General features: G+C 72.4%; 28 protein-coding genes. 23 read left to right on the top strand and 5 right to left on the bottom strand.

All coding sequences use genetic code 11. The annotated features are described in order from the left end of the window. Window positions 1–146: 146 nt before the first annotated feature. On the top strand, window positions 147–3,692 hold the full coding sequence (gene dnaE / locus ACZ60J_RS14145) for a DNA polymerase III subunit alpha (RefSeq protein ID WP_469681770.1): 3,546 nt from the start codon (window positions 147–149) through the stop codon (window positions 3,690–3,692). 94 nt (window positions 3,693–3,786) lie between these two features. Here the strand turns inward: dnaE and ACZ60J_RS14140 are convergent, their stop codons facing one another. Next, window positions 3,787–3,957, bottom strand: a complete 171-nt coding sequence (locus ACZ60J_RS14140) for a hypothetical protein (protein ID WP_250743777.1) — start codon at window positions 3,955–3,957, stop codon at window positions 3,787–3,789. Between the two features lie 244 nt (window positions 3,958–4,201). Between ACZ60J_RS14140 and ACZ60J_RS14135 the strand changes: the two genes are divergently transcribed. The 4 genes from ACZ60J_RS14135 (at window position 4,202) to ACZ60J_RS14120 (ending at window position 8,179) form a co-directional block, all read left to right on the top strand. Continuing rightward, window positions 4,202–5,548 (top strand): NYN domain-containing protein, encoded by a 1,347-nt coding sequence (locus ACZ60J_RS14135; RefSeq protein ID WP_469681768.1) that lies wholly within the window; start codon window positions 4,202–4,204, stop codon window positions 5,546–5,548. A 103-nt stretch (window positions 5,549–5,651) separates the two neighbouring features. Further along, on the top strand, window positions 5,652–6,629 hold the full coding sequence (locus tag ACZ60J_RS14130) for an ABC transporter ATP-binding protein (protein ID WP_469682420.1): 978 nt from the start codon (window positions 5,652–5,654) through the stop codon (window positions 6,627–6,629). Then, window positions 6,626–7,441 carry an ABC transporter permease gene (locus tag ACZ60J_RS14125; RefSeq protein WP_469681766.1) on the top strand — a complete coding sequence of 272 codons (816 nt, stop codon included), beginning with the start codon at window positions 6,626–6,628 and terminating at the stop codon, window positions 7,439–7,441. The genes ACZ60J_RS14130 and ACZ60J_RS14125 overlap by 4 nt, the downstream gene beginning before the upstream one ends. Before the next feature lie 51 nt (window positions 7,442–7,492). After that, a complete protein-coding gene (locus ACZ60J_RS14120; RefSeq protein ID WP_469681764.1) occupies window positions 7,493–8,179 on the top strand; it encodes a hypothetical protein in 687 nt (228 codons plus the stop codon). Window positions 8,180–8,424: 245 nt separating this feature from the next. Here the strand turns inward: ACZ60J_RS14120 and ybaK are convergent, their stop codons facing one another. The 3 genes from ybaK to ACZ60J_RS14105 are packed head-to-tail and all read right to left on the bottom strand — an operon-like array spanning window position 8,425 to window position 11,291. Next, complete coding sequence (gene ybaK / locus ACZ60J_RS14115) at window positions 8,425–8,913, bottom strand: Cys-tRNA(Pro) deacylase (RefSeq protein ID WP_469681762.1); 489 nt, start codon at window positions 8,911–8,913, stop codon at window positions 8,425–8,427. 10 nt (window positions 8,914–8,923) lie between these two features. After that, a complete protein-coding gene (locus ACZ60J_RS14110; protein ID WP_469681760.1) occupies window positions 8,924–9,661 on the bottom strand; it encodes an LON peptidase substrate-binding domain-containing protein in 738 nt (245 codons plus the stop codon). Between the two features lie 34 nt (window positions 9,662–9,695). Continuing rightward, the gene (locus ACZ60J_RS14105; protein WP_469681759.1) at window positions 9,696–11,291 is read right to left on the bottom strand and encodes an oxidoreductase; all 1,596 of its coding nucleotides are present in this window, start codon (window positions 11,289–11,291) and stop codon (window positions 9,696–9,698) included. A 181-nt stretch (window positions 11,292–11,472) separates the two neighbouring features. Between ACZ60J_RS14105 and hisD the strand changes: the two genes are divergently transcribed. The 9 genes from hisD to ACZ60J_RS14060 are packed head-to-tail and all read left to right on the top strand — an operon-like array spanning window position 11,473 to window position 18,494. After that, window positions 11,473–12,795 carry a histidinol dehydrogenase gene (hisD, locus tag ACZ60J_RS14100; RefSeq protein ID WP_469681757.1) on the top strand — a complete coding sequence of 441 codons (1,323 nt, stop codon included), beginning with the start codon at window positions 11,473–11,475 and terminating at the stop codon, window positions 12,793–12,795. Continuing rightward, a complete protein-coding gene (locus ACZ60J_RS14095; RefSeq protein WP_469681755.1) occupies window positions 12,792–13,934 on the top strand; it encodes a histidinol-phosphate transaminase in 1,143 nt (380 codons plus the stop codon). The genes hisD and ACZ60J_RS14095 overlap by 4 nt, the downstream gene beginning before the upstream one ends. After that, window positions 13,931–14,524, top strand: a complete 594-nt coding sequence (hisB, locus tag ACZ60J_RS14090; RefSeq protein ID WP_031148346.1) for an imidazoleglycerol-phosphate dehydratase HisB — start codon at window positions 13,931–13,933, stop codon at window positions 14,522–14,524. Before ACZ60J_RS14095 ends, hisB begins: the two co-directional genes overlap by 4 nt. 1 nt (window position 14,525) lies before the next feature. Continuing rightward, window positions 14,526–14,693 (top strand): hypothetical protein, encoded by a 168-nt coding sequence (locus tag ACZ60J_RS14085; protein ID WP_254383598.1) that lies wholly within the window; start codon window positions 14,526–14,528, stop codon window positions 14,691–14,693. 5 nt (window positions 14,694–14,698) lie between these two features. Beyond that, window positions 14,699–15,340: an imidazole glycerol phosphate synthase subunit HisH gene (hisH, locus tag ACZ60J_RS14080; RefSeq protein WP_469682418.1), complete on the top strand. Its 642-nt coding sequence runs from the start codon at window positions 14,699–14,701 to the stop codon at window positions 15,338–15,340. After that, entirely contained in the window at window positions 15,340–16,074 is a 735-nt protein-coding gene (gene priA, locus ACZ60J_RS14075) for a bifunctional 1-(5-phosphoribosyl)-5-((5-phosphoribosylamino)methylideneamino)imidazole-4-carboxamide isomerase/phosphoribosylanthranilate isomerase PriA (RefSeq protein WP_254383600.1), read from the top strand. The genes hisH and priA overlap by 1 nt, the downstream gene beginning before the upstream one ends. Further along, the gene (locus tag ACZ60J_RS14070) at window positions 16,071–16,475 is read left to right on the top strand and encodes a RidA family protein (RefSeq protein WP_469681753.1); all 405 of its coding nucleotides are present in this window, start codon (window positions 16,071–16,073) and stop codon (window positions 16,473–16,475) included. The genes priA and ACZ60J_RS14070 overlap by 4 nt, the downstream gene beginning before the upstream one ends. Beyond that, window positions 16,472–17,227, top strand: a complete 756-nt coding sequence (gene hisF, locus ACZ60J_RS14065; RefSeq protein WP_469681752.1) for an imidazole glycerol phosphate synthase subunit HisF — start codon at window positions 16,472–16,474, stop codon at window positions 17,225–17,227. The genes ACZ60J_RS14070 and hisF overlap by 4 nt, the downstream gene beginning before the upstream one ends. Window positions 17,228–17,255: 28 nt before the next feature. Further along, window positions 17,256–18,494 (top strand): MFS transporter, encoded by a 1,239-nt coding sequence (locus ACZ60J_RS14060; protein ID WP_469681750.1) that lies wholly within the window; start codon window positions 17,256–17,258, stop codon window positions 18,492–18,494. A 516-nt stretch (window positions 18,495–19,010) separates the two neighbouring features. Here the strand turns inward: ACZ60J_RS14060 and ACZ60J_RS14055 are convergent. Beyond that, window positions 19,011–19,643: a TIGR03085 family metal-binding protein gene (locus tag ACZ60J_RS14055; RefSeq protein WP_469681748.1), complete on the bottom strand. Its 633-nt coding sequence runs from the start codon at window positions 19,641–19,643 to the stop codon at window positions 19,011–19,013. Window positions 19,644–19,727: 84 nt separating this feature from the next. On the opposite strand from ACZ60J_RS14055, the gene hisI reads away from it, so the two are divergent. The 9 genes from hisI to trpA all read left to right on the top strand — a co-directional run bounded on the left by hisI (window position 19,728) and on the right by trpA (window position 26,680). After that, entirely contained in the window at window positions 19,728–20,117 is a 390-nt protein-coding gene (gene hisI, locus ACZ60J_RS14050; protein ID WP_243330280.1) for a phosphoribosyl-AMP cyclohydrolase, read from the top strand. Window positions 20,118–20,148: 31 nt separating this feature from the next. Beyond that, a complete protein-coding gene (locus ACZ60J_RS14045) occupies window positions 20,149–21,639 on the top strand; it encodes an anthranilate synthase component I (RefSeq protein ID WP_469681747.1) in 1,491 nt (496 codons plus the stop codon). Between the two features lie 14 nt (window positions 21,640–21,653). After that, the gene (locus ACZ60J_RS14040) at window positions 21,654–22,328 is read left to right on the top strand and encodes a TIGR02234 family membrane protein (RefSeq protein WP_469681745.1); all 675 of its coding nucleotides are present in this window, start codon (window positions 21,654–21,656) and stop codon (window positions 22,326–22,328) included. Window positions 22,329–22,424: 96 nt separating this feature from the next. Further along, complete coding sequence (locus ACZ60J_RS14035; RefSeq protein WP_469681744.1) at window positions 22,425–22,676, top strand: HGxxPAAW family protein; 252 nt, start codon at window positions 22,425–22,427, stop codon at window positions 22,674–22,676. 72 nt (window positions 22,677–22,748) lie between these two features. Further along, window positions 22,749–23,219, top strand: coding sequence for a DUF2752 domain-containing protein (locus ACZ60J_RS14030; RefSeq protein WP_469681743.1), 471 nt, complete (start codon window positions 22,749–22,751; stop codon window positions 23,217–23,219). A 162-nt stretch (window positions 23,220–23,381) separates the two neighbouring features. Beyond that, window positions 23,382–24,191, top strand: a complete 810-nt coding sequence (gene trpC, locus ACZ60J_RS14025; protein ID WP_250743801.1) for an indole-3-glycerol phosphate synthase TrpC — start codon at window positions 23,382–23,384, stop codon at window positions 24,189–24,191. Between the two features lie 8 nt (window positions 24,192–24,199). Continuing rightward, the gene (trpM, locus tag ACZ60J_RS14020; RefSeq protein ID WP_469681741.1) at window positions 24,200–24,409 is read left to right on the top strand and encodes a tryptophan biosynthesis modulator TrpM; all 210 of its coding nucleotides are present in this window, start codon (window positions 24,200–24,202) and stop codon (window positions 24,407–24,409) included. 196 nt (window positions 24,410–24,605) lie between these two features. Further along, on the top strand, window positions 24,606–25,871 hold the full coding sequence (gene trpB / locus ACZ60J_RS14015; protein ID WP_469681739.1) for a tryptophan synthase subunit beta: 1,266 nt from the start codon (window positions 24,606–24,608) through the stop codon (window positions 25,869–25,871). Then, complete coding sequence (gene trpA / locus ACZ60J_RS14010) at window positions 25,868–26,680, top strand: tryptophan synthase subunit alpha (protein ID WP_469681737.1); 813 nt, start codon at window positions 25,868–25,870, stop codon at window positions 26,678–26,680. The genes trpB and trpA overlap by 4 nt, the downstream gene beginning before the upstream one ends. Window positions 26,681–26,692: the final 12 nt, after the last annotated feature.

The raw sequence follows: 26,692 nt of genomic DNA, 5'->3' as shown, positions 1-26,692 counted from the left end.
CTGGTGGCGCGGGGTGGATCGCATTTCGGACACTGTCGTTGGGTTGTGCAACGCATGACCGTACCCGCCAGTGCCCGTGATCTGTCACCGCGGCCACGTAGGATTCATTGCTGCCGCCCCCTCTCTCCCGCCCGGAGGCCCCCACCGTGACCAAGACGCCGTTCACGCACCTGCACGTCCACACCCAGTACTCCCTGCTGGACGGTGCCGCGCGGCTGAAGGACATGTTCAACGCGTGCAACGAGATGGGCATGACGCACATCGCGATGTCCGACCACGGCAACCTGCACGGCGCCTATGACTTCTTCCACACGGCGAAGAAGGCCGGTGTGACGCCGATCATCGGCATCGAGGCGTACGTCGCCCCGGAGTCCCGGCGCAACAAGCGGCGCATCCAGTGGGGCCAGCCCCACCAGAAGCGCGACGACGTGTCCGGTTCCGGCGGTTACACCCACAAGACGATCTGGGCGGCGAACTCCACCGGGCTGCACAACCTCTTCCGGCTGTCCTCCGACGCGTACGCCGAGGGCTGGCTGACCAAGTGGCCGCGCATGGACAAGGAGACGATCTCCCAGTGGTCGGAGGGGCTGATCGCCTCCACGGGCTGCCCCTCCGGCGAGGTGCAGACCAGGCTGCGGCTCGGCCAGTTCGACGAGGCCGTGCAGGCCGCCTCCGACTACAAGGACATCTTCGGCGAGGGGCGCTACTTCCTGGAGCTGATGGACCACGGCATCGAGATCGAGCGCCGGGTCCGTGACGGGCTGCTGGAGATCGGCAAGAAGCTCGGCATCCCGCCGCTGGTGACGAACGACTCGCACTACACGTACGCGCACGAGGCCACCGCACACGACGCCCTGCTCTGCATCCAGACCGGCAAGAACCTCTCGGACCCGGACCGCTTCCGCTTCGACGGCACCGGCTACTACCTCAAGTCCACGGACGAGATGTACGCGGTCGACTCCTCGGACGCCTGGCAGGAGGGCTGTGCCAACACCCTCCTGGTGGCCGAGCAGATCGACACCACCGGCATGTTCGAGGCCAAGAACCTCATGCCGAAGTTCGAGATCCCCGAAGAGGGCTACACCGAGATCACCTGGTTCCGCGAGGAAGTGCGGCGCGGCATGGCCCGCCGCTACCCCGGAGGCGTCCCCGAGGACCGCCAGCGGCAGGCCGAGTACGAGCTGGACGTCATCATCCAGATGGGGTTCCCCGGCTACTTCCTCGTCGTCGCCGACTTCATCATGTGGGCCAAGAACCAGGGCATCGCGGTGGGCCCGGGCCGTGGCTCCGCCGCCGGTTCGATCGTCGCGTACGCCATGGGCATCACCGACCTCGACCCCATCACCCACGGTCTGATCTTCGAGCGGTTCCTGAACCCCGAGCGCGTCTCCATGCCCGATGTCGACATCGACTTCGACGAGCGCAGGCGCGTCGAAGTGATCCGGTACGTGACCGACAAGTACGGCGACGACAAGGTCGCCATGATCGGCACGTACGGAAAGATCAAGGCGAAGAACGCCATCAAGGACTCCGCCCGCGTCCTCGGCTACCCGTACGCCATGGGCGACCGGCTCACCAAGGCGATGCCCGCCGACGTCCTCGGCAAGGGCATCGACCTCAACGGCATCACCGACCCCTCGCACCCGCGCTACGGCGAGGCCGGCGAGATCCGCTCGATGTACGAGAACGAGCCGGACGTCAAGAAGGTCATCGACACCGCGCGCGGCGTCGAGGGCCTGGTCCGCCAGATGGGCGTGCACGCCGCCGGCGTGATCATGTCCAGCGAGCCGATCGTCGACCACGCCCCGATCTGGGTGCGGCACACGGACGGCGTGACCATCACGCAGTGGGACTACCCCCAGTGCGAGTCGCTCGGCCTGATCAAGATGGACTTCCTGGGCCTGCGCAACCTCACGATCATGGACGACGCCGTCAAGATGGTGAAGGCCAACAAGGGGATCGACCTCGACCTCCTCGGCCTGCCGCTCGACGACCCCAAGACCTTCGAACTGCTCGGCCGCGGTGACACCCTCGGCGTCTTCCAGTTCGACGGCGGGCCCATGCGGTCCCTGCTGCGCCTGATGAAGCCCGACAACTTCGAGGACATCTCCGCCGTCTCGGCCCTGTACCGGCCGGGCCCGATGGGCATGAACTCGCACACGAACTACGCCCTGCGCAAGAACAAGCAGCAGGAGATCACCCCGATCCACCCGGAGCTGGAGGAGCCCCTCAAGGAGATCCTCGGCGTCACCTACGGCCTCATCGTGTACCAGGAGCAGGTGCAGAAGGCCGCCCAGATCATCGCCGGGTACTCGCTCGGCGAGGCCGACATCCTGCGCCGCGTGATGGGCAAGAAGAAGCCCGAGGAACTGGCGAAGAACTTCGTCATCTTCGAGGCGGGCGCGAAGGAGAAGGGCTTCAGCGACCAGGCGATCAAGGCGCTGTGGGACGTCCTGGTCCCCTTCGCCGGCTACGCCTTCAACAAGGCCCACTCGGCCGCGTACGGCCTGGTCTCCTACTGGACCGCCTACCTCAAGGCCAATTTCCCGGCCGAGTACATGGCGGGCCTGCTCACCTCGGTCAAGGACGACAAGGACAAGTCCGCGATCTACCTGAACGAGTGCCGCCGGATGGGCATCAAGGTGCTCCCGCCGAACGTGAACGAGTCGGAGGCGAACTTCGCCGCCCAGGGCGACGACGTGATCCTCTTCGGCCTCACCGCCGTGCGCAACGTCGGCCAGAACGTCGTCGAGTCGATCATCAAGAGCAGGAAGGCCAAGGGGAAGTACTCCACCTTCCCCGACTTCCTGGACAAGGTCGAAGCCGTCGTCTGCAACAAGCGCACGGTCGAGTCCCTGATCAAGGCCGGCGCCTTCGACGAGATGGGCCACACCCGCAAGGGCCTGGTCGCCCACCACGAGCCGATGATCGACAACGTGGTCGCCGTCAAGCGCAAGGAGGCCGAGGGCCAGTTCGACCTCTTCGGCGGAATGGGTGACGAGGGCGCGAGCGACGAGCCCGGCTTCGGTCTCGACGTGGAGTTCTCCGACGTCGAGTGGGAGAAGTCCTACCTGCTCGCCCAGGAGCGCGAGATGCTCGGCCTCTACGTCTCCGACCACCCGCTCTTCGGCCTGGAGCACGTGCTCTCCGACAAGACCGACGCGGGCATCTCCCAGCTCACCGGCGGCGAGCACTCCGACGGCGCCGTCGTCACCATCGGCGGCATCATCTCGGGCCTCCAGCGCAAGATGACCAAGCAGGGCAACGCCTGGGCCATCGCCACCGTCGAGGACCTGGCCGGCTCCATCGAGTGCATGTTCTTCCCCGCGACCTACCAGCTCGTCTCCACCCAGCTGGTCGAGGACACCGTCGTCTTCGTCAAGGGCCGCCTCGACAAGCGCGAGGACGTCCCCCGGCTGGTCGCGATGGAGATGATGGTTCCCGACCTGTCCAACGCCGGCACCAACGCGCCCGTCGTCCTGACCATCCCGACCGTCAAGGTGACCCCGCCGATGGTGACCCGGCTCGGCGAGATCCTGCGCCACCACCACGGCAACAGCGAGGTCCGGATCAAGCTCCAGGGGCCGCGCACCACCACCGTGCTCCGGCTCGACAAGCACCGGGTCAAGCCCGACCCGGCGCTCTTCGGCGACCTCAAGGTGCTGCTCGGGCCGTCCTGCCTGGCCGGCTAGGCACGCCCCGGCAGCCTCCGGCACCCCCGCCCCCGTACGCGGGAAGGCCCGCCCCCGTCGACAGGGGCGGGCCTTTCCGCATGCGGGGGAGGCGTCAGTTGTGGCCGAACTTCTTTTCCCTCTTCTTGCCGGCCATCTGCAGCGGGCTCGGTGCCGCCGAGGTCGAGGGCGCGGGCGACGACTCCATCGAGGTCTTCGCCGGATCCTGCGAAGCCGAGCGGTCCTGTGACTTGGCGGGCTGCTGGCGGTTCTTGTTCTTGGCCATGGGATGCCTCCGTGGGGGATTGTGTGAAGAAGACCTGTGGGGCCAGGGCCGCCTTCACACTCACACAGGGCCGTAAACGGCGCATTTTGGATCATTACCGCGCGTAGTCGGGGCTCCTGCCGGGGAACTCCGGGAGATACGCCACGCCGATGATCGAGTTCCGGCCGTCAAGGCCGTTGCCGTCGGGCAGACTCGGGGAAACCGCGAAAGACACAGAGGACCCCCAGGGAAGAGGGTGGTACGCGTGGACCGCTGCGTCGTCCTGGTGGACGCCGGCTATCTGCTGGGCGCCGCCGCGAGCCTCCTCGCAGGAGAGCCCTCCCGCTCCCGGATCACCGTCGACCATGCGGCCCTCATCCAGGGCCTGCGCGAGCGCGCCGAGGCCGACACCGAGCAGCCCCTCCTGCGGATCTACTGGTTCGACGGCGCACCCGACCGGGTGCCCCAGCCCGAACACCGGCGGCTGCGCGTCATGTCCCGGGTCACCGTCCGCCTCGGCGCCCTGACCCGCAGCGACGGCCGCTGGGCCCAGAAGGGCGTCGACGCGGCCATGCACGCCGAGCTCACCGAGCTCGCCCGCAACCGGGCCTGCTCGGACGTCGTACTCGTCACCGGCGACGGCGACCTGCTGCCCGGCCTGATGTCCGCCAAGGAGCACGGGGTCGCCGTCCACCTGTGGGCCGTCCAGGCCGCCGACGGGGACTACAACCAGTCCGAGGACCTCGTCGCCGAAGCCGACGAACGCCGCGTCCTGGACCGCACCTGGATCACCCGCGCCGTCCGCGCCCGCGACCTCACCGGACTCTGCGCCCCCGCCCCGGCCCCGCGCCCCGAGATCGCCGCCATCCTCTCCGCGCCGCTGCCCGAGGCCGCCCTCGCCGAGGCCGCCCGCGGCAACGGCAACGGAACCCGGCCCGCGGCCCCCGTGGAGCCCGAGGAGGGCGGCGTGCCCGCCACCACCGCGGCCGGCGCCCCGGGCGGCAGGACCGTCCCCACCCCGAAGGACCTCGCGGGCGCCCTGCGCGCCCCCGGACCCGCCGCCACCGCCCCCGGCCAGGCCCTCGGCGCCGCGCCGGCCGGCAGCGCCCTGCGGTGGTCCTCCGACAAGGGGTGGGTCGACCGCGCCGGGCCGCTCGGCGAGCCCGCCGAGACCGCCTCGCTGCCCACCCTCGCCCAGCTCACCTCCGCCGAACAGCGCTGGGCCGACCGCGAGGAGGACATCACCACCGTCGGCGGCGACCCCTTCGAGGTCGGTCAGGTGTTCGCCCGGCGCTGGATGGAACGGCTCCCGGAAACCGTGCACCTCCAGAAACTGGCCACCATGTACCCGCGGATCCCGCACCGGATCGACGGGGAGCTGCTGCGCTACGCCGCCCGGTTCGGACTCCTCGCGCACAAGGACGACCAGATCGACGAGCACGACCGGTACGCCATCCGGGCCGGATTCTGGCGCGAGATCGACGTACGGGCGGCCGCCGAACACGTGGCCGGAACCGGATCCCCGGCCTCCGCGGCCGCCGCCCAGGGGGCTCCCGGAGCCCCCGGTGCGGCCCCCGTCACAGTGGCGCAGACGGCCCCGGCAGCCGAGTAGGGGCCACAACCCCGTAGGCTGCTCCCTCGTGAGTACGGGGACAGCACAGGCAGGATCGCCGCGCGGGAGCAGCACGGCAGGAGCCGCGGGACCGGCTCCCGACGTGGTCTGCACGGTACGCGACCTGGTCAAGACCTATCCCGCGGTACGAGGACGGCGCGGGGCCCCGGCCCTGCCCGAGACCCGTGCCACCGACGGCATCTCCCTGGACGTGCGGCGCGGCGAGATCTTCGGGCTGCTCGGCCCCAACGGCGCCGGCAAATCGACCCTGGTCCGCCAGCTCACCGGTCTGCTGCGGCCCGACTCCGGCTCGGTGAACCTGCTCGGCCACGACCTCGTACGCCACCCCGACCGGGCGGCCCGGCTGCTGTCCTACCTGGGGCAGGAATCCACCGCCCTCGACGAGCTCACGGTCTCGCTGGCCGCCGAGACGACCGGCCGGCTGCGGGGCCTCGGGCTGCGCGAGGCACGGGCCGCCCGGGACTCCGTCCTGGAGGAGCTCGGCCTGACCGGGATCGCCGGACGCCCCCTGAAGAAGCTCTCCGGCGGGCAGCGGCGCCTCGCCTGCTTCGCCGCCGCACTCGTGGGGGAGCGGCCCGTCCTGGTGCTCGACGAACCCACGACCGGCATGGACCCGGTGGCCCGGCGGGCCGTCTGGGCCGCCGTCGACCGCCGCCGCGCCCAGACCGGCGCCACCGTGCTGCTGGTCACCCACAACGTCATCGAGGCCGAGACCGTCCTCGACCGGGTCGCCGTCATCGACCAGGGCCGGGTCATCGCCTGCGACACCCCGGCCGGGCTCAAGGCCGAGGTGTCCGGCGAGGTCCGCCTCGAACTGGTCTGGCGCGAGTCCGCTCCGCTCGGCTTTCCGGAGGTCGCGGAGCTGCGCGAGCGCGCGGTGGAGACGGGGCGGCGCTGGGTGCTGCGGCTCGGGTCCGACGAGGCGCGGGCCGCGGTGGCCGCGGTGACCGGCGGCCCCGCCTTCGCCGCCCTCGACGATTTCACGCTGGCCACGCCGAGCCTGGAGGACGTGTACCTCGCACTGGGCGGACGCACCTCGAAGGGACTGGTGAAGGCATGAGCGCCACCGCCGCCACCACGGACGCCGCCACGGCCGCGGCCGCACCCGTCACCGCCCCGGGCGTACTGGCACCCCGCGCCCGGTTCCTCCCGGCGCTGGCCGCCGTCTACCGGGCCCAGCTGTCCCGCGCGCGGGTCTCGCGGATCCCGCTGCTGTTCGTGGCCACCTTCCAGTCCGTCGGGATCATGATCCTGATGCGGGGCGTGGTCGACGGGGGCTCCGAGGCGCGGGCCGTCGTCGCCGGTTCCTCCGTGCTGGTCGTCGCCTTCGTCGCGCTGAACCTGCTCGCGCAGTACTTCGGCCAGCTCCGGGCCAGCGGCGGGCTCGACCACTACGCCACCCTGCCGGTGCCGCCCGCGTCGGTGGTGCTGGGCGCCGCCGCCGCGTACGCCTCCTTCACGCTGCCCGGCACCCTGGTGACGGCGGTCTTCGGCAGCGTGCTCTTCGGGCTGCCGATGGGCGGACTGTGGATCCTGGCCGCCGTGGTGCCGCTGGCCGGGGCCGCGCTCGCCGGGCTCGGCGCGGCACTGGGACTGCTCGCGCCGCGCCAGGAGCTGGCCACCCTGGCCGGGCAGCTCGGCATGTCGGCGGCGCTGCTCCTGGGCGTGCTGCCGCCCGAGCGGATGCCGGACGTCATCGTCTGGGCGCGGGACCTGCTGCCGTCCACGTACGGCGTGGAGGCCTTCGCCCGCACCTTCGAGCCGCACCCGGACTGGGCGGCGGTCCTCCTCGACCTCGGCGTGTGCGCGGGGGTGGGTGTGCTGTCCCTCACCGTCGCGACCTGGGCCTACCGGCGGGCCGCGGTCCGCTGACGCCCGCCGGGGCCGATCGTTAAATCAAACACTTCCTGGCACGATGTGGGGGTGACCGAAGCCGTGACCCCCTATGACAAGCCCGACCAGCCGCCGTCGGAGCCGTCTTCCGCGCAAGCCCCGGCCGGGTCCGCGCCGGAGCCCGCCTTCTCCCCGTCCGACATCCGCGACGGGGCCGCCATCGCCCTCGTGATCGGCGTGGCCGGCGTGCTCCTCGGGCTGCTGTGGGTCTGGCTCGCGCCGCGCGTGCAGTACGTCTCCAACGGCGAGGCCGTGTTCCTCCGGGACACGGAGAGCGAAGCGCGCATCGGGGCGGACGGGACCTTCCTGCTGCTGTCCGTCGGCTTCGGCGTGCTGAGCGCGCTGGGCGTGTTCCTGTGGCGCCGGGGCGGGGGTGCGGCGCAGGTGGTCGGGCTCGCGGTCGGATCGGTCTTCGCCGCGCTGGTCGGCTGGCGCGTGGGGCTGTGGCTCGGCCCGTCCTCGGACCTGGTGGCGGCCGCGCGGAAGGCGGGGAAGGGGGTTCCCTTCGACGCTCCGCTGGAGCTGCTCGCGCACGGGGCGCTGCTCGGGTGGCCGATGGCGGCCGTCATCGTCCACCTCGGCCTGACGGCGCTGTGGGGTACGCGGGATCCGGCGCCGGAGCTCGCGATGTGGCCTTCGGCGTACTACCAGGCCCCCGCGGAGCCCTCCGCCGCCCCGGCCCCGGACCCGTCCGCCACGGAGCCCCCGCGCCCGTAACCCGGGCCGGGTGGGCCGCGCCCTGCGGGGCTGTCCCCTACCCGCCCTTAGCCCGTTCCCCGGGCTGCGCCCGGACCCCTCCTGGGGCTCCGCCCCAGACCCCGCGCCTCAAACGCCGGCGAGGCTGAACTGTTCCGGCGGAGCCGGACAATCCAGCCCGTCCGGCGTTTGAGGACCGGGTCCGGGCAGTGCCCGGGGAACGGTGGAAGGGTGGGTAGGGGACAGCCCCGCAGGGCACGCCGCCGCTACGCGCGGGCGATCGGGGACAGGGTGGCCGCGGTCAGGGTGGCGAGGGTGGTCGGGGAGAGTTCGACCTCCAGGCCGCGGCGGCCCGCCGAGACGCAGATGGTGGGGAAGCCGGAGGCCGAGGCGTCCAGGACCGTGGGGAGCCGCTTGCGCTGGCCCAGCGGGGAGATGCCGCCCAGGACGTAGCCCGTGGTGCGCTCGGCCAGCGCCGGATCGGCCATCGCCGCACGCTTGCCGCCCACCGCGGAGGCCAGGGCCTTCAGGTCGAGGCTGCCCGAGACCGGGACCACCGCGACCACGAGGGAGCCGTCCACGTCGGCGAGGAGCGTCTTGAAGACCTGCGCGGGGGAGACGCCCAGGGCCTGCGCGGCCTCCTCGCCGTAGGAGGGGTGGGCCGGGTCGTGCTCGTAGGCGTGCACGGTGTACTCGGCGCCGGCCGCCGTCAGGGCCACGATCGCCGGAGTGCCCGCCGGCTTCTTCTTCGCCATGGGTCCTTCGTCAGTTGGGGCTCGTCGGGGCGCGGGTGAGGTCCACGGCCGGGAGCGAGGGGAGATGGCGGATCACGGCCGTCTCGGTGCGCAGCAGCTTCAGCTCCTCCGCGAGGCGGGTCGCCGTGTCCGGGGCCTGGAGCAGCCGCTGCTTCGCCGGGATGTCCAGCACCGCGGCCGCGGCGACCAGGTACGAGACCACCGACGGCTCGTCGGGGAGGTCCATGCCGGTCAGGGACCGTTCGCGGGCCCCCGCGAGCCGCTTCTGATACGTGCGGAACGCCCGCAGCACACCCTCCGCCAGCGCGCCCGCGCCGTCGCCCGTGTCCTCGGGGAGCTCCTCCAGCTCCGCCACCAGGAACGGGCCGGACGCGTCGACGGACAGCAGCCGGACCCGGACGGTGCCGGTGGCCATGACCTCGAAGCTGCCGTCCTCCCGCTCCCGGATCGAGGCCGCGTCCGCGATGCAGCCCACCCGGTGGAAGGCCTGGACCGGGTCCGCGCCGAAACCGGCGGCCGGGCCGCGCTCGGGCACGGCCGTCTGGTCCGGCAGGCCGGGCGCGGTCGGCGCGACCTCGCGGCCGTCGCGGATCGCGACGACCGCGAAACGGCGGGGCTCTTCCTCTCCCGCCTTCAGCAGCTCGCGCATCATGGCGCGATAACGCTCCTCGAAGATGTTCAGCGGGAGCACGAGTCCCGGGAACAGCACCGAGTTCAGCGGGAAGAGGGGCAGGCGAACGGTGGTCACGAGGCACAGGGTAGTGGCCCCGGCCGGAGGACCGTCACCCCCGCCTCAGGACGCGGGAGGCTCCCGCCGCCACGGTCGTGGCCAGGATCCAGCCCAGGATGACCAGGGCCGCCGTGCCCCACTGCCAGGCGCCGTGCAGAATCCACTGGTCCTGCTGGCCGAGGTCGATCACCGGGAGCAGCAGGTCCAGCGCGAACAGCACCGGGTTCCAGTCCGGGTGCTCCTCGGCCTTGAGCGGCGGCGGCTTCCCGTGCACCGCGAAGAGCACCGCCCCGGCCGCCCACAGCACGGCCATCCACAGCGCCGCCCGCCCCGGCCGGTAGCCGTAGACCACCGTCCAGTCCTGGAGGTACCCCCACGCGCGCAGCGCCCGCGGCAGCGTCGACCGCCGACGCCGCTGCTTGGCGATCAGCACCTCGCGGGCGTCCGCGTCCTCCCCGGAGGCCCGCAGGACCGCGGCGAGCCGCTCGTACGGTTCCGGGGAGTACTCGGGGGTGGCCGCCTCGACCCACTGCAGCCGCAGGGCCGGCGGGAAATGGCCCCGGGGCGCGAGGATCTCGTAGCCGAAGCCCTCGATGGACAGCCCGCCCGGGCGGGCCGGCCAGCTCGTGGCCATGTCCACGAGCTTGACCACCTGCGAGCCCGACAGCACCACCCGGCCCCGCTCCGGTCGCTCGCCCACGAACCGCAGCTCCGGGGTGTGGATGCGGCGCAGCGAGACCTCCTGGTCCTCCGTGAGGGTGAACCGGGCCCCGTAGAAGTCCACGGCGTCCCCGAAGCGGCCGTCGTCCAGCCGCAGGCCGCCCCGGCACTCGAAGTGCTGCGCGGGCTCGCCCCGCAGCGGGGTGTAGCCCTGCCCGTAGGGGGGAGTGGAGTCGCCCGCGGTGTAGTCCAGGGCGATGGAGGTCAGGTAGAGGGTGCGCTCGACGGTGAGCTGCGGGGCGTTCAGCGCCCGCTTCGCGGCCGGATTGCTCAGGCGGGCCCCGCGCAGGCTCATCGACACGCCGATCTTGGCGCCGCGCAGGCTCACCTCTCCGTAGGTCCGCAGCAGCTCGCCCTGGAAGTCCTGCGCGACCGACATCCCGTCGGCGGCCAGCGCCCGCCCCTTGCTGTCGCGCTGCACCACCGCCTCGCTGATCAGCAGGTCGGTGCCGATCTGCGCGTCGGTCAGCCGGATCCCGCGCGCCACCCGGCAGCGCGGCAGGTGCAGGTCGCCCTCCGTCTGCAGCCGGGCCGCGTCCAGCCGGGGTATCGCGCAGTTGACCAGGCGCAGCGTGCCGAAGCGGGTCTCCGAGAGCTGCACCTCGCCGTCGAAGCGGCAGGACTGGAGCTCCACGTACGGGGTGACCGTGCCGCCGGACAGGTCGAGGCGGCCGGTGATCCGCACGCCGCGCAGCTTCAGCGAGGCCACCCGGCCCCGCACCGGGTCCGGCCCGTGGAGCAGCAGCAGGGCCACCACCGCCGCGCGCACGCTGCGCTCGGGTCCCCACACCCGGTCGGCGTGCGGATCGTCCCGCTCGGCCGTGCGGGTGCTCAGATCGCAGACGCTGCCGGTCCGGAAGGCGTCCCACATGCGCCGTTCGGGGCCGGTCAGATCGTCCGGATCCCCGTCCGGGCGTACTTCGGCCATGGCGGCCCCCCTCCGCTCGTCCGCACGGCCGAGCCGCGCGGCCCCCCTCCGCTCGTACGCGCGGACGAGCCGCGCGTACTGCACGCTAGAGGGCTGCTGTGACATCGGGAAACGTCCGTGGCCTGTATCAGCCAGTGATACGGACGAACGGTGCCGCGAGGCGGTCTGAGAGAATTGCCAGGTGATCTCTCGTATCGACCTGCGCGGCGACACCCTCCCCGAGGGTGGCGCCCTGCGCGATCTGCTGCCCCGTGCCGAGTTCGACGTAGAAGCCGCCCTGGAGAAGGTGCGGCCCATCTGCGAGGACGTCCACCATCGTGGGACGGCGGCGCTGATCGAGTACGCGCAGAAGTTCGACGGGGTCGAGCTCGAGCAGGTCAGGGTGCCCGCCGAGGCGCTCACGACCGCTCTGGAGCAGCTCGACCCGGCCGTCCGCGCCGCCCTGGAGGAGTCGATCCGGCGCGCCCGGATCGTGCACCGCACCCAGCGCCGCACCGAGCACACCACCCAGGTGGTCCCCGGCGGAACGGTGACCGAGAAGTGGGTTCCCGTCGAGCGCGTGGGGCTGTACGCCCCGGGCGGCCGCTCGGTGTACCCGTCCTCCGTCGTCATGAACGTCGTCCCGGCCCAGGAGGCCGGCGTCGGGTCCATCGCGCTCGCCTCCCCGCCGCAGAAGGAGTTCGGGGGCCTGCCGCACCCGACGATCCTGGCCGCCTGCGCGCTGCTCGGCGTGGACGAGGTGTACGCCGCGGGAGGCGCCCAGGCCGTCGCGATGTTCGCGTACGGGACGGAAGAGTGCCCGCCCGCCAACATGGTGACCGGCCCCGGCAACATCTGGGTCGCCGCCGCCAAGCGCTACTTCACCGGAAGGATCGGCATCGACACCGAGGCCGGCCCGACCGAGATCGCGGTCCTCGCGGACTCCACGGCCGACCCGGTGCACGTCGCCGCCGACCTGATCAGCCAGGCCGAGCACGACCCGCTGGCCGCCGCCGTCCTGGTGACGGACTCCGAGGAGCTCGCGGCCGCCGTCGAGAAGGAACTGGAGCCGCAGGTCGCGGCCACCAAGCACGTCGAGGACCGGATCAAGCCCGCGCTGGCCGGCCGCCAGTCCGCGATCGTGCTGGTCGACAGCCTGGAGGACGGCCTCAAGGTCGTCGACGCGTACGGCGCCGAGCACCTGGAGATCCAGACCGCCGACGCGGCCGCCTGGGCCGCCCGCGTGCGCAACGCCGGCGCGATCTTCGTCGGCCCGTGGTCCCCGGTCTCGCTCGGCGACTACTGCGCCGGCTCCAACCACGTGCTGCCCACCGGCGGCTGCGCCTGCCACTCCTCGGGCCTGTCCGTGCAGTCCTTCCTGCGCGGCATCCACATCGTCGACTACACGCGCGACGCCCTCGCCGAGGTCACCCACCACGTGGTGACCCTCGCCGAGGCCGAGGACCTGCCCGCGCACGGCGCGGCTCTGAAGGCACGATTCGGGTGGAAGGTTCCGCAGGCATGACCGGCACGACCGACAGCACGGAGGGCACGGCCGTCATCGGCATCGACGACCTCCCCATCCGCGACGAGCTGCGCGGCAAGACCCCGTACGGCGCCCCGCAGCTGGACGTGCCCGTCCAGCTCAACACCAACGAGAACCCGTACGGTCTGCCCGAGCAGCTCGTCGCGCGGATCGCCGAGCGGGTCGCCGAGGCCGCCCGCACCCTCAACCGGTACCCCGACCGGGACGCGGTCGAGCTGCGCACCGAGCTCGCCGCCTACCTCACCCGTACCGGCAAGCACCCGGTCGCGCGGGAGAACGTATGGGCCGCCAACGGCTCCAACGAGGTCCTCCAGCAGCTGCTGCAGACCTTCGGCGGACCCGGCCGCTCCGCGATCGGCTTCGAGCCCTCGTACTCGATGCACGCGCTGATCGCGCGCGGCACCGGGACCGACTGGATCTCCGGCCCGCGCAACGAGGACTTCACCATCGACGTGGAGGCGGCCGAACAGGCGATCGCCGAGCACGCCCCCGACGTCGTCTTCATCACCTCGCCCAACAACCCCACGGGCACCGCCGTCGGGGCCGAGACCGTCCTGGCCCTCTACGAGGCCGCGCAGGCGGCCAAGCCGTCCCTCGTCATCGTCGACGAGGCCTACGTGGAGTTCAGCCACCGGGACTCGCTGCTGCCGCTGATCGAGGGCCGCCCGAACCTGGTGGTCTCCCGGACCATGTCCAAGGCCTTCGGCGCCGCCGGGCTGCGCCTCGGCTACCTGGCCGCGCACCCGGCCGTGGTCGACGCCGTACAGCTCGTACGCCTGCCGTACCACCTGTCGGCCGTCACCCAGGCGACCGCGCTGGCCGCCCTGGAGTTCACCGACACCCTGCTCGGCTACGTCGAGCAGCTCAAGGCCGAGCGGGACCGCCTGGTCACCGAGCTGCGGGGGATCGGCTTCGAGGTCACCGACTCCGACTCGAACTTCGTACAGTTCGGCCGGTTCGAGAACTCCCACACCGCCTGGCAGAAGATCCTCGACCAGGGTGTCCTGGTCCGGGACAACGGCGTACCGGGATGGCTGCGGGTCACCGCGGGCACCCCGGCCGAGAACGACGCGTTCCTGGAAGCGGTTCGCGCACTGAAGAAGGAGCAGCACGCATGAGCCGCATCGGACGGGTCGAACGGACCACGAAGGAGACCTCGGTCCTCGTCGAGATAAACCTCGACGGCACGGGCAAGGTCGACGTCTCGACGGGCGTGGGCTTCTACGACCACATGCTCGACCAGCTCGGCCGCCACGGCCTCTTCGACCTCACGGTCAAGACCGAGGGCGACCTGCACATCGACAGCCACCACACCATCGAGGACAGCGCCCTCGCGCTCGGCGCCGCCTTCAAGCAGGCCCTCGGCGACAAGGTCGGCATCTACCGCTTCGGCAACTGCACCGTGCCGCTCGACGAGTCCCTCGCCCAGGTGACCGTCGACCTGTCCGGCCGCCCCTACCTCGTGCACACCGAGCCCGAGAACATGGCGCCGATGATCGGCACGTACGACACGACGATGACCCGGCACATCTTCGAGTCCTTCGTCGCGCAGGCCCAGATCGCCCTGCACATCCACGTGCCCTACGGCCGCAACGCCCACCACATCGTGGAGTGCCAGTTCAAGGCGCTGGCCCGGGCCCTGCGCTACGCCGCCGAGTTCGACCCGCGCGCCGCCGGGATCCTGCCCTCCACGAAGGGCGCCCTCTAGCGTGAACGGGCTCAACACGATCCTGATCTTCCTCGGCCTCTTCCTGGCCGGTGGAGCGTATTCCTTCAAGAAGCAGGACATCTCCACCTCCGTCGTCGTCCTGCTCGGCCTCGCCTCCGTGATGTGCCTGGTCGCCGGAGTGCTGCGGATCCAGGGAATTTGGGAGTGAGCGCTTTGGCCCCCACCAAGAAGGTCGTGGTCTTCGACTACGGCTTCGGCAACGTCCGCTCCGCCGAGCGCGCCCTCGCGCGCGCCGGCGCGGACGTGGAGATCACCCGCGACTACGGCAAGGCCATGGACGCCGACGGACTCCTCGTCCCCGGCGTCGGCGCCTTCTCCGCCTGCATGCAGGGGCTCAAGGACGCGCGCGGCGACTGGATCATCGGCCGCCGGCTGTCCGGCGGCCGCCCGGTCATGGGCATCTGCGTCGGCATGCAGATCCTCTTCGAGCGCGGCATCGAGCACGGCGTGGAGACCGAGGGACTCGACGAGTGGCCCGGCACGGTCGGCCCGCTCCAGGCCCCGATCGTCCCCCACATGGGCTGGAACACCGTGGACGCGCCGGCCGACAGCCAGGCCTTCGCCGGCCTGGACGAGGACGCCCGCTTCTACTTCGTGCACTCCTACGCGGCCCACGACTGGTCGCTGGAAGTCACCAACCCGCTGATCAAGGCCCCCAAGGTCACCTGGGCCACGCACGGCGAGAAGTTCGTCGCGGCGGTGGAGAACGGGGCCCTGTGGGCCACCCAGTTCCACCCCGAGAAGTCCGGCGACGCCGGCGCCCAGCTCCTCACCAACTGGATCGAGACCCTGTGATGACGACGTCGAAGAAGCTCGAACTGCTCCCCGCCGTCGACGTCCGCGACGGCCAGGCCGTCCGCCTCGTGCACGGCGTGTCCGGCAGCGAGACCTCCTACGGCTCCCCGCTCCAGGCCGCCCTGGCCTGGCAGTCGGCCGGCGCCGAATGGCTGCACCTGGTCGACCTGGACGCCGCCTTCGGCACCGGTGACAACCGGGCGCTCGTCGCCGAGATCACCGGCGCCATGGACATCAAGGTCGAACTGTCCGGCGGCATCCGCGACGACGCCACGCTCGCCGCGGCCCTCGCCACCGGCTGCACCCGCGTCAACCTCGGCACCGCCGCCCTGGAGACCCCCGAGTGGGCCGCCAAGGCCATCGCCGAGCACGGCGACAAGATCGCCGTGGGCCTCGACGTACGCGGCACCACGCTCAAGGGCCGCGGCTGGACCAGCGAGGGCGGGGACCTCTACGAGACCCTCGCGCGCCTGGACTCCGAGGGCTGCGCCCGGTACGTCGTCACCGACATCGGCAAGGACGGCACCCTCACCGGCCCCAACCTGGAGCTGCTGACGAACGTCTGCGCCGCCACCGACCGGCCCGTCGTCGCCTCCGGCGGCATCTCCTCCCTCGACGACCTGCGCGCCCTCGCCGGGCTCGTCGGCGCCGGGGTCGAGGGCGCCATCGTGGGCAAGGCCCTGTACGCCAAGGCGTTCACGCTCGAAGAAGCCCTGAAGGTGGTCTCCGCATGACGTCAGAGAACAGCTCCGCCGTCCGCCGCATCTCCTCCGGCGGCCCCTACGAGGACGTCCTCGGCTACTCCCGCGCCGTCCAGCTCCCGAACGGCCTCGTCCTGGTCTCCGGCTGCACCGGGGCCGACGCGGGCGGCCCGTACGACCAGGCGAAGAAGGCCTTCTCCGTGGCCTTCGCCGCCCTGGAGCAGGCCGGTCTCGGCCCCGAGCACGTGGTCCGCACCCGCATGTACCTCACGCACGCCCGCGACGTGGACGAGGTCGGCCGCGCCCACAGCGAGCTCTTCGACAAGGTCCGCCCCGCCTCGACGCTGCTCATCGTCAACGGGTTCGTGGACCCGAGCATGGTCGTCGAGGTGGAGGTCGAGGCCTTCGGCCCCGTCGGGGAGGGCTCCGCATGAGCCTCGCCGTACGGGTGATCCCCTGCCTGGACGTGGACAACGGCCGCGTGGTCAAGGGCGTCAACTTCCAGAACCTGCGCGACGCGGGCGACCCCGTCGAGATGGCCAAGCTCTACGACGCCGAAGGCGCCGACGAGCTGACCTTCCTCGACATCACCGCGTCCTCCGGGAACCGCGAGACCACCTACGACGTGGTGCGCCGCACCGCCGAGCAGGTCTTCATCCCGCTGACCGTCGGCGGCGGCGTCCGCACCGCCGACGACGTGGACAAGCTGCTGCGGGCCGGCGCCGACAAGGTCGGCGTGAACACCGCCGCCATCGCCCGGCCCGAGCTCATCCAGGAGATCGCCGAGCGGTTCGGCCGGCAGGTGCTCGTCCTGTCCGTCGACGCGCGCCGCACGGCCTCCGGCTCCTTCGAGGTCACCACCCACGGCGGCCGGCAGAGCGCCGGCATCGACGCCGTCGAGTGGGCGCACCGGGCGGCCGAGCTGGGCGCCGGGGAAATCCTGTTGAACTCGATGGACGCGGACGGTACCAAGGACGGCTACGACACCGAGATGATCGCGGCCGTGCGCAAGCACGTCACGGTCCCGGTGATCGCCTCGGGCGGCGCGGGCAAGCTCGCGCACTTCCCGCCGGCGATCGCGGCGGGCGCCGACGCGGTGCTCGCGGCGTCCGTGTTCCACTTCGGCGACCTGCGCATCGGGCAGGTCAAGGACGCACTGAGGGAAGCGGGCCACCCGGTCCGCTGAGGTTCGCTTCGCCCGTGGGGGGCCGGTCGTGAACGGGAACGTGTGGCGGGACGGCAACGTCCTGCGCTGGCTGGCCGCCTACGGGGCCTCCCTCGTCGGGGACGGGGTCTACTTCCTCGCCCTCGGCTGGGCGGCCGCCCGGACGGCCGGCCCGGCCGAGGTCGGCCTGGTCATGGCGGTCGGCGCGATACCGAGGGCGCTGCTCTTGCTGGGCGGCGGGGTGGTCGCCGACCGCTTCGGGCCCCGGCTGGTGGTCATCTCCTCCGACGCGGTGCGGTGCGCCGTCGTCCTGACGCTGGCGCTCGTCCTCGCCCTCGGCTCCCCGGGCCTGTGGGTGCTGGTGCTGGTCGCGCTCGTCTTCGGCATCGTGGACGCGCTGTTCATGCCGGCCGTCGGGGCACTGCCGCCGCGGATCGCGGCGCCCGGGCAGCTGGTACGGGTCCAGGGGATGCGCAGCCTCGCGGAACGCGTCGGGCACACCGCCGGGCCGCCGGTGGCGGGGCTGGCGATGGGGCTGGGCGGGCCGGCGTCCGCCTTCGCGGTGGCCTCGGTGCTGTTCGGGGTCTCGCTGGTGCTGCTGATGGCGGTACGGATCGCTCCCCTCCCGGCGCCGGCACCCGGTGCGGTGGCGACGGCTTCCTCCGACGCCCCCGAGAGCCCTTGGCGGCAGCTCCGCTCGGGGCTCGGCTACATCCGGCGGCACGGGCTGATCGGACCCCTGATGCTGTCGGGGGCGCTGAGCCAGCTCGGCACGTCCGCGCCGATGACGCTGGGGCTGATCCTCGTCTCCGAGGAGCGCGGCTGGGGGCCGGGCGGGGTCGGCTGGATCATCGGCGGGATGGGCGCGGGTGCGGCGTCGAGCGCGCTGGTCCTCACCCTGATCCCGAGGTTCCCCCGGGCCGGGGCGGTCCAGAACCTCACCCTGATCGTCGGCTCGGCCGGCATCGGCGGTCTGGTCCTGGCCCCGAGCCTGCCGGTCGCCGTGGCGCTGGCCGTGCTGACGGGGCTCGTCTGCGGGATCTGCGGCGGCCTGGCCATCGCCCTCATCCAGACGGCCACGGATCCCTCGTACCTGGGGCGGGTCAGCTCCGTCATGGCCTTCACGGCGGTCGGGCTGGCCCCGCTGGCCTATCCCGCCTTCGGCCTCGCCGCCGATCTCTGGGGCGTGACCCCGGTCTTCCTGGCGGGGGCGGCGGTCTCCATGGCCGGGGCCATAGTGGGCACCTCGGCCCCCGCGGTCCGCCGCGCGGAACTGGCCCTGGCCTGAGCCGTTCCTTTTTCTGACGCGCCCCTCGCACCGCTCGGCCCTTGCGGGCCTCCCGGGCTTCGCGGCGCTGCGCCGGGCCCCTTCTTGACGCGTCGCTCGCACCGCTGCGCGGGCTTCGCGGCGCTGCGCCGGACTCCGTCCGGCGGTGGCCGGTCGGGGCTGTCGCCCCTGCCGTCCCGGCGCGCGGCCGGTGGGCGGGTGCGGCTCGGTGGGCCCTGCGGGGGCGGTGTCCCCTACCCACCCTTCGCCCGTTCCCCGGGGCTGCGCCCCGGACCCTTGCCGCGTGCGGCGCCGTTGCCGGGGGCCAGCCCCCGGACCCCCGCTCCTCAAGCGCCGGAGGGGCTGGAGTTTCGCCGGAGGCGGCGCCATCCGGCGGCGGAGGCCCATCCAGCCTCGCCGGCGTTTGAGGCGCGGGGTCTGGGGCGGAGCCCCAGGGGGTCCGGGGCGCAGCCCCGGGGAACGGTGGAAGGGTGGGTAGGGGACCTTGCCCCGCAGGGCCCAGCCGGGCCGCCGCGGCTAGATGCCGAGCTGTGCTCGGGTGAGCTGGGCGACGGCCTCCTTCGGGCCGTCCAGTTCCACCGCGGCAGCGTCCTGGCGGCCGAAGCAGAACAGGGTCAGCTCCCCGGGCTCGCCCGTGACCGTCACCACCGGCGCACCCTTGTGCGCCACCGCCGTCTGGCCGTTCGGGCGGCGCAGCACCAGGCCCACCGGGGAGCGCCGGCCCGTCAGGCGGGACAGCTTCTCCAAGCGGGACCAGAGGGAGTCGGAGAAGACCGGGTCCAGGGGGCGCGGGGACCAGTCCGGCTGGGCCCGGCGGACGTCCTCGGCGTGGACGTAGAACTCCACCGCGTTCGCCAGCTCGTCGATCTGCTTCAGCGAGTAGGGGGACAGCTTCGGCGGGCCGGTCCGGATCAACTGGATGAGTTCCTCGTACGGCTTGGCTCCGTACTCCTCCATCGCCTTGTCCAGGCGGGCCTTCAGCACGTTCAGGAGCAGTCCGCCCGCCGCGTCCGGGCGACGCTCCCGGACCACCACGTGCGCGGCGAGCTCCCGTGTCCGCCAGCCGTCGCACAGCGTCGGCGCCTCCGGGCCCGCCGACTCCAACAGGTCGGCCAGCAGCAGTCGTTCACGCTTCGCATGGGTAGACATGCGGGCCAGCCTACGGCTGGAAGCCGCCCGGTGCCTGCCCATCAGGCGGACACGGAGACTTGATCGTCCCCGCGGCCCGGCACAATGGCTCCCATGAGTACGTCCTCCCTCGATCCCGCCATCGCCGCCCGCCTCAAGCGGTCCGCGGACGGTCTGGTCCCGGCCATCGCCCAGCAGTACGACACCGGTGAGGTGCTCATGCTCGGCTGGATGGACGACGAGGCCCTGCACCGCACCCTGACCACCGGCCGCTGCACGTACTGGTCGCGCAGCCGCCAGGAGTACTGGGTGAAGGGGGACACTTCCGGCCACTTCCAGCACGTGAAGTCCGTCGCGCTCGACTGCGACGCGGACACCGTGCTCGTCCAGGTGGACCAGGTCGGGGCGGCCTGCCACACCGGTGCCCGGACGTGTTTCGATGCCGACGTCCTGCCCCTGGCCGGTCCCTCCGGCCCCACTGCCGAAGCCGAATAGCCGAAGCCGATCACGAGTAGGGTCCCACGCCATGGATCTTGAGACGTTCCGCAAGCTCGCGGCCGACCGCCGCGTCATCCCCGTCAGCCGCAAGCTGCTGGCGGACGGTGACACGCCCGTCGGGCTCTACCGCAAGCTGGCCGCAGAACGCCCCGGGACGTTCCTCCTGGAGTCCGCCGAGAACGGCCGCTCCTGGTCGCGCTACTCCTTCGTCGGCGTCCGCAGCGCCTCCACCCTCACCGTCCGGGACGGCGAGGCCCACTGGATCGGCACCCCGCCCGTCGGCGTCCCGACCTCCGGCGACCCGCTGGAGGCCCTGCGGCAGACCGTGGAGGCCCTGCACACCCCCCGGGACCTGGCCTCCGGGATGCCGCCCTTCACCGGCGGCATGGTCGGCTACCTCGGCTACGACATCGTGCGCCGGCTGGAGCGCATCGGCGAGCACACCGAGGACGACCTGCAGCTGCCCGAGCTGACGATGCTGCTCACCTCCGACCTGGCGGTCCTGGACCACTGGGACGGCACCGTCCAGCTCATCGCCAACGCCATCAACCACAACGACCTCGCCGCGGGCGTGGACGAGGCGTACGCGGACGCCGTGGCCCGCCTCGACGCGATGGAGGCCGACCTCGCGCGGCCCGCCCCGTACGCGCCGATGCCGCTGCCCGCCTCCGAGCTGCCGGAGTACTCGGCCCTGTGGGGCGGCCGGAAGTACCAGGACGCCGTGGAGGACGTGAAGGAGCGGATCCGGGCCGGCGAGGCCTTCCAGGTGGTGCCCTCGCAGCGGTTCGAGACCCCGTGCAGCGCCTCCGCGCTCGACGTCTACCGCGTGCTGCGGGCCACGAACCCGTCGCCGTACATGTACCTCTTCCGCTTCGAGAACGGCTTCGACGTCGTCGGGTCCAGCCCCGAGGCGCTGGTCAAGGTCGAGGACGGGCGGGCCATGGTCCACCCCATCGCCGGCACCCGGCACCGCGGCGCCACCCCGCAGCAGGACAACGAGCTCGCCGACGAGCTGCTGGCCGACCCCAAGGAGCGCGCCGAGCACCTCATGCTCGTCGACCTCGGCCGCAACGACCTCGGCCGGGTCTGCGAGCCGGGATCGGTGGAGGTCGTCGACTTCATGAGCATCGAGCGGTACTCGCACGTCATGCACATCGTCTCCACCGTCACCGGCCGCGTCGCCGAGGGCAGGACCGCCTTCGACGTGCTCACCGCCTGCTTCCCGGCCGGCACCCTGTCCGGCGCGCCCAAGCCGCGCGCCATGCAGATCATCGAGGAACTGGAGCCCACCCGCCGCGGGCTCTACGGCGGCTGCGTCGGCTACCTCGACTTCGCCGGGGACTCGGACACCGCCATCGCCATCCGCACCGCGCTGCTGCGCGACGGGAAGGCGTACGTGCAGGCCGGGGCCGGTGTCGTCGCCGACTCGGTGCCCGAGCTGGAGGACGCGGAGTGCCGCAACAAGGCCGCCGCGGTGCTCCGCGCGGTGGCAGCGGCGAACCGCCTCCACGGCGCCTGAGCGCGTAGGGGATAGTGGGGTACGTGAGTGCCGTACCCCCGCCCCGAACCGAACCCGCCGGTGCCGTCGCCGAGCCCGAGGCCCCCTCGGGCCGCGGCGGCCGCCGCAGCGTGGCCGTCGCGCTGCTGCTCGGCGCGCTCGGCGCCACCGTCGTCCTGCTCGCCTCCGGCCGCGTCTGGGCCCGGGGCGTCGCCGCCATCGGCGGCGGCACGCTGCCGGTGACCGCCGACGGGCGGGCCGTCACCGGCCTGCCCGCCGCCCTGGCCATCGTCGGGCTCGCCGCCCTGGTCGCCGTCTTCGCCGTCCGCGGCCGCAGCCGGCTGCTGGTCTCGGCGCTGCTCGCGCTGAGCGGACTGGGCGCGGGGGCGGCCGCCCTGGTCAACGCGGACGGCCGCCGCGCCCTGGACGAGGAGGCGGCGCGTACGACGGCCGACACCGCGGCCCACGTGGCGGGCCTGACCCATACGGCCTGGCCCTACGTGACGGCCGCCGGCGGGGCGCTGATCCTGCTGGCCGGACTGCTCGCGCTGCGCTTCGGGAGCGCCTGGCCCGCGATGGGCGGCCGCTACGAGCGTGACGGCAGCCCGCGGCCCCGCAAGGCGGCCGTGGTGGACCCGGACCGTCCGGAGGACCTGTGGAAGGCTCTGGACCGCGGCGAGGACCCCACCGGTCCGGACCGGACCCCGTGAACGAGGCCGCGGCCTGGTACGGGACAATGACCATCGAACGTTCTGCACAGCACGTGCGGCGTGCGACAGAGCACACCCGAGTACGAGGAGCAACTCATGGCGGGCACTAGCCACGGACACACCCCGGCCGCCTGGACCGGTGTCATCATCGCCTTCATCGGTTTCGCCATCTCCGGCGCCTTCATGGTGCTGGCGAACCCGTTGGGCTTCTGGGCGGGCCTCGTCGTCGTCGCCATCGGCGGTGTTGTCGGCATGGCCATGAAGGCCGCGGGCATGGGTGCGCCGAAGTCCGCGCACCAGGACCTCGCCGAGGTCATCGCCGCGAACCGCGTCGCCGCGAAGGTCTGACGGACCTGACCGGGCAGTAGCCGACAGGCGGGTTTTCGAAAGGCGCGGCCCTGTCGGGCTGCGCCTTTTGTCATGAGCGGAGAGAATCAGCGGGTGGACGCCTCCTCTGGAACGACCGGCCTCGCGCCGCCTCCCGCGCCCGTGTCCCGGGCCGGCCGGCTGGCGCGTCCGGCGCTCACGCTGGCCGCGGCCACCGCGGCCCTGGCGTACGTGGGGACCGTGGACCCGAACGAGCCCGGCCACTACCCGGTCTGCCCGCTGTTCCGGCTGACCGGGGTCCTGTGCCCCGGCTGCGGCGGGCTGCGCAGCGCGCACGCGTTCGCCCATGGCGATCTCGTGACCGCAATCGGGGCAAATGCCCTGGCGGTCGCCGGCTACTTCGTCTTCGCCGGAGTCATGATCCTGTGGCTGGTTCGCGCCTATCGGGGGGCGTCGGGCCCGAGGTTCGCCGTACGGCCGCTGTGCTGGTGGGCGATCGGTGCGGTGGCCCTGGTCTTCTCCGTTGTCCGGAACCTGCCCATGGGCTCCTTCCTGGCGCCCTGAGGTATAGCTGACGTAAAGATTCCGGATGTCCATTTAATGGGACGCCGTCAACCGCGTGCGGAGGGCGAGTCGTCCTGCGGATACCATTTGAACTGCTGACCTTGCAGTTGTACGTGTCTGCAAGGCTGCCGACCGTCATCGACCCGGAAGGGGGCCGCTCGCGTGAGTGTGCTCGACGAGATCATCGAAGGGGTCCGCGAAGACCTTGCCGAACGGCAGGCGCGCGTGAGCCTCGACGAGCTCAAGGAGCGTGCCGCCAAGGCGCCCCAGGCCAAGGACGGCGTCGCTGCCCTGCGCGGCGACAGCGTCAAGGTGATCTGCGAGGTCAAGCGCTCCAGCCCCTCCAAGGGTGCGCTCGCCGCCATCGCCGATCCGGCCGGGCTCGCAGCCGACTACGAAGCGGGCGGTGCGGCGGTCATCTCCGTCCTCACCGAGCAGCGTCGTTTCGGCGGCTCGCTGGCCGACCTGGAGGCCGTCCGCGCCCGCGTGGACATCCCGATCCTGCGCAAGGACTTCATCGTCACGGCGTACCAGCTGTGGGAGGCCCGCGCCTACGGCGCCGACCTCGTGCTGCTGATCGTCGCGGCCCTGGAGCAGGAGGCCCTCGTCTCCCTCATCGAGCGGGCCGAGTCCATCGGCCTCACCCCGCTCGTCGAGGTCCACGACGAGGAGGAGATCGAGCGTGCGGTCGCGGCGGGCGCCAAGATCATCGGCGTCAACGCCCGCAACCTGAAGGACCTCAAGGTCGACCGCTCCACCTTCGAGCGGATCGTCGGCGAGATCCCGGCCCACATCGTCAAGGTCGCCGAGTCCGGCATCCGCGGGCCGCACGACCTGATCGCCTACGCGAACGAGGGCGCGGACGCCGTCCTCGTCGGGGAGTCCCTGGTCACCGGCCGCGACCCGAAGGCGGCCGTGGCCGACCTCGTCGCCGCCGGCGCCCACCCCGCCCTGCGTCACGGGCGGAGCTGACCGCACCCATGGCCCACGACCGCCCCTCCGTCCGCACCCGACCGGGCTCCGGCCCGGCCGGAGTGCCGACGGCGCACGCGCCCCTGGCGCGCGGCTGCCGCCCTCGCGGCTGCCGCGCCCCGGCCCGGCGCGTGCTCGGGCGGCGGGTCCGGTACGTGATCGGCTCCGAGCCCGGTCAGGTCAACGGCATGCGATGGCGGCCCGGAGTCGCGTCGTAACGAGGCCCGCCGGACGGTGTACGCCGTACACCCGCGTCCGCCGGCGCCCCGTCACGGTCCGTACCCCGAGCCGCCGGCTCCGGGACGGGCCGCTCCGCACCCTCGTACGCCCATGCCCCAGCGGGGTGTGCGCCGAGCGGGCGGACGGCGCCATACGGTGAAGACATCCGCGTCGCATCCGTAGGAGTACCTGGGCATGTCCAGCGCCAGCAATTTCTTCATCCCGGACCCCGAGGGTCACATCCCCAACACCGAGGGCTACTTCGGCGACTTCGGCGGCAAGTTCATCCCGGAGGCGCTCGTCGCCGCCGTGGACGAGGTCGCCGTCGAGTACGAGAAGGCCAAGGGCGACCCGGCCTTCGCGGCCGAGCTCGACGACCTCATGGTCAACTACACCGGCCGCCCCAGCTCCCTGACCGAGGTGCCGCGGTTCGCCGAGCACGCGGGCGGGGCGCGGATCTTCCTCAAGCGCGAGGACCTGAACCACACCGGCTCGCACAAGATCAACAACGTGCTGGGCCAGGCGCTGCTCACCAAGCGCATGGGCAAGACCCGCGTCATCGCCGAGACGGGCGCCGGTCAGCACGGCGTGGCCACCGCCACCGCCTGCGCCCTGTTCGGCCTCGACTGCACGATCTACATGGGTGAGATCGACACCCAGCGCCAGGCCCTGAACGTGGCCCGGATGCGGATCCTGGGCGCCGAGGTCATCGCGGTGAAGTCCGGCTCCCGGACCCTGAAGGACGCCATCAACGAGGCGTTCCGCGACTGGGTCGCCAACGTGGACCGCACCCACTACCTCTTCGGCACGGTCGCCGGCCCGCACCCCTTCCCCGCCATGGTCCGCGACTTCCACCGGGTCATCGGCGTCGAGGCCCGCCGCCAGATCCTGGAGCGCACCGGACGCCTGCCCGACGCCGTCGCGGCGTGCGTCGGCGGCGGATCGAACGCCATCGGCCTGTTCCACGCCTTCATCCCGGACTCCGACGTCCGCCTGGTCGGCTTCGAGCCCGCCGGACACGGCGTGGAGACCGGCGAGCACGCGGCGACCCTGACCGCGGGCGAGCCCGGCATCCTGCACGGATCGCGCTCCTACGTCCTCCAGGACGAGGAGGGCCAGATCACCGAGCCGTACTCCATCTCGGCCGGTCTGGACTACCCGGGCATCGGCCCCGAGCACTCCTACCTCAAGGACGCCGGCCGCGCCGAGTACCGCGCGGTCACCGACGACCAGGCCATGCAGGCCCTGCGCCTCCTCTCCCGCACCGAGGGCATCATCCCGGCCATCGAGTCCGCGCACGCCCTCGCGGGCGCGCTGGAGCTGGGCAAGGAGCTCGGCAAGGACGGGCTCCTCGTCGTCAACCTGTCCGGCCGCGGTGACAAGGACATGGACACCGCCGCCCGCTACTTCGACCTGTACGACGCAGAGACCACCGGCAGCACCGAGGGGGAGACCAAGTGAGCGGCACCATCGAACTCCTGTCGGCCACCCTCGCGAAGGCGAAGTCCGAGGACCGTGCGGCCCTGGTCGCCTACCTCCCGGCCGGCTTCCCGACCGTGGACGGCGCCATCGAGGCCGTCAAGGCCGTCATCGCCGGCGGCGCGGACGTGGTCGAGATCGGCCTCCCGCACAGCGACCCGGTCCTGGACGGCGCCATCATCCAGACCGCCGACGACATCGCCCTGCGCGGCGGCGTCAAGATCGCCGACACGCTGCGTACGGTCCGCGAGGCGTACGAGGCGACCGGCGCCCCGATCCTGGTCATGACGTACTGGAACCCCATCGACCGCTACGGCGTCGAGCGGTTCACCGCCGAGCTCGCCGAGGCGGGCGGCGCGGGCTGCATCCTGCCCGACCTGCCGGTCCAGGAGTCCGCGCTGTGGAGGGAGCACGCGGAGAAGCACGGCCTCGCGACCGTCTTCGTCGTGGCCCCCAGCAGCAAGGACGAGCGCCTCGCCACCATCACGGCGGCCGGTTCCGGCTTCGTCTACGCCGCTTCGCTCATGGGTGTCACCGGCACCCGCGAGTCGGTCGGCAACGAGGCGGCCGACCTGGTCCGCCGAACCCGCGCCACCAGCGACCTGCCGGTCTGCGTGGGACTGGGCGTCTCCAACGCCGCCCAGGCCAAGGAGGTCGCCGGCTTCGCCGACGGTGTGATCGTCGGCTCCGCCTTCGTGAAGCTGCTGCTGGACGCGCCGGACCTGCCCGCCGGGCTGGCCGCCGTGCAGTCGCTCGCGGGCGAGCTCGCGGCAGGCGTACGCCGCAGCTGAGGCGTACGCCGG

This window comes from Streptomyces sp. NPDC104226 (genome assembly GCF_055584085.1).
The sequence above is the reverse complement of the archived record's forward strand: the minus strand, read 5'-3'. Positions and strand labels throughout refer to the sequence as shown.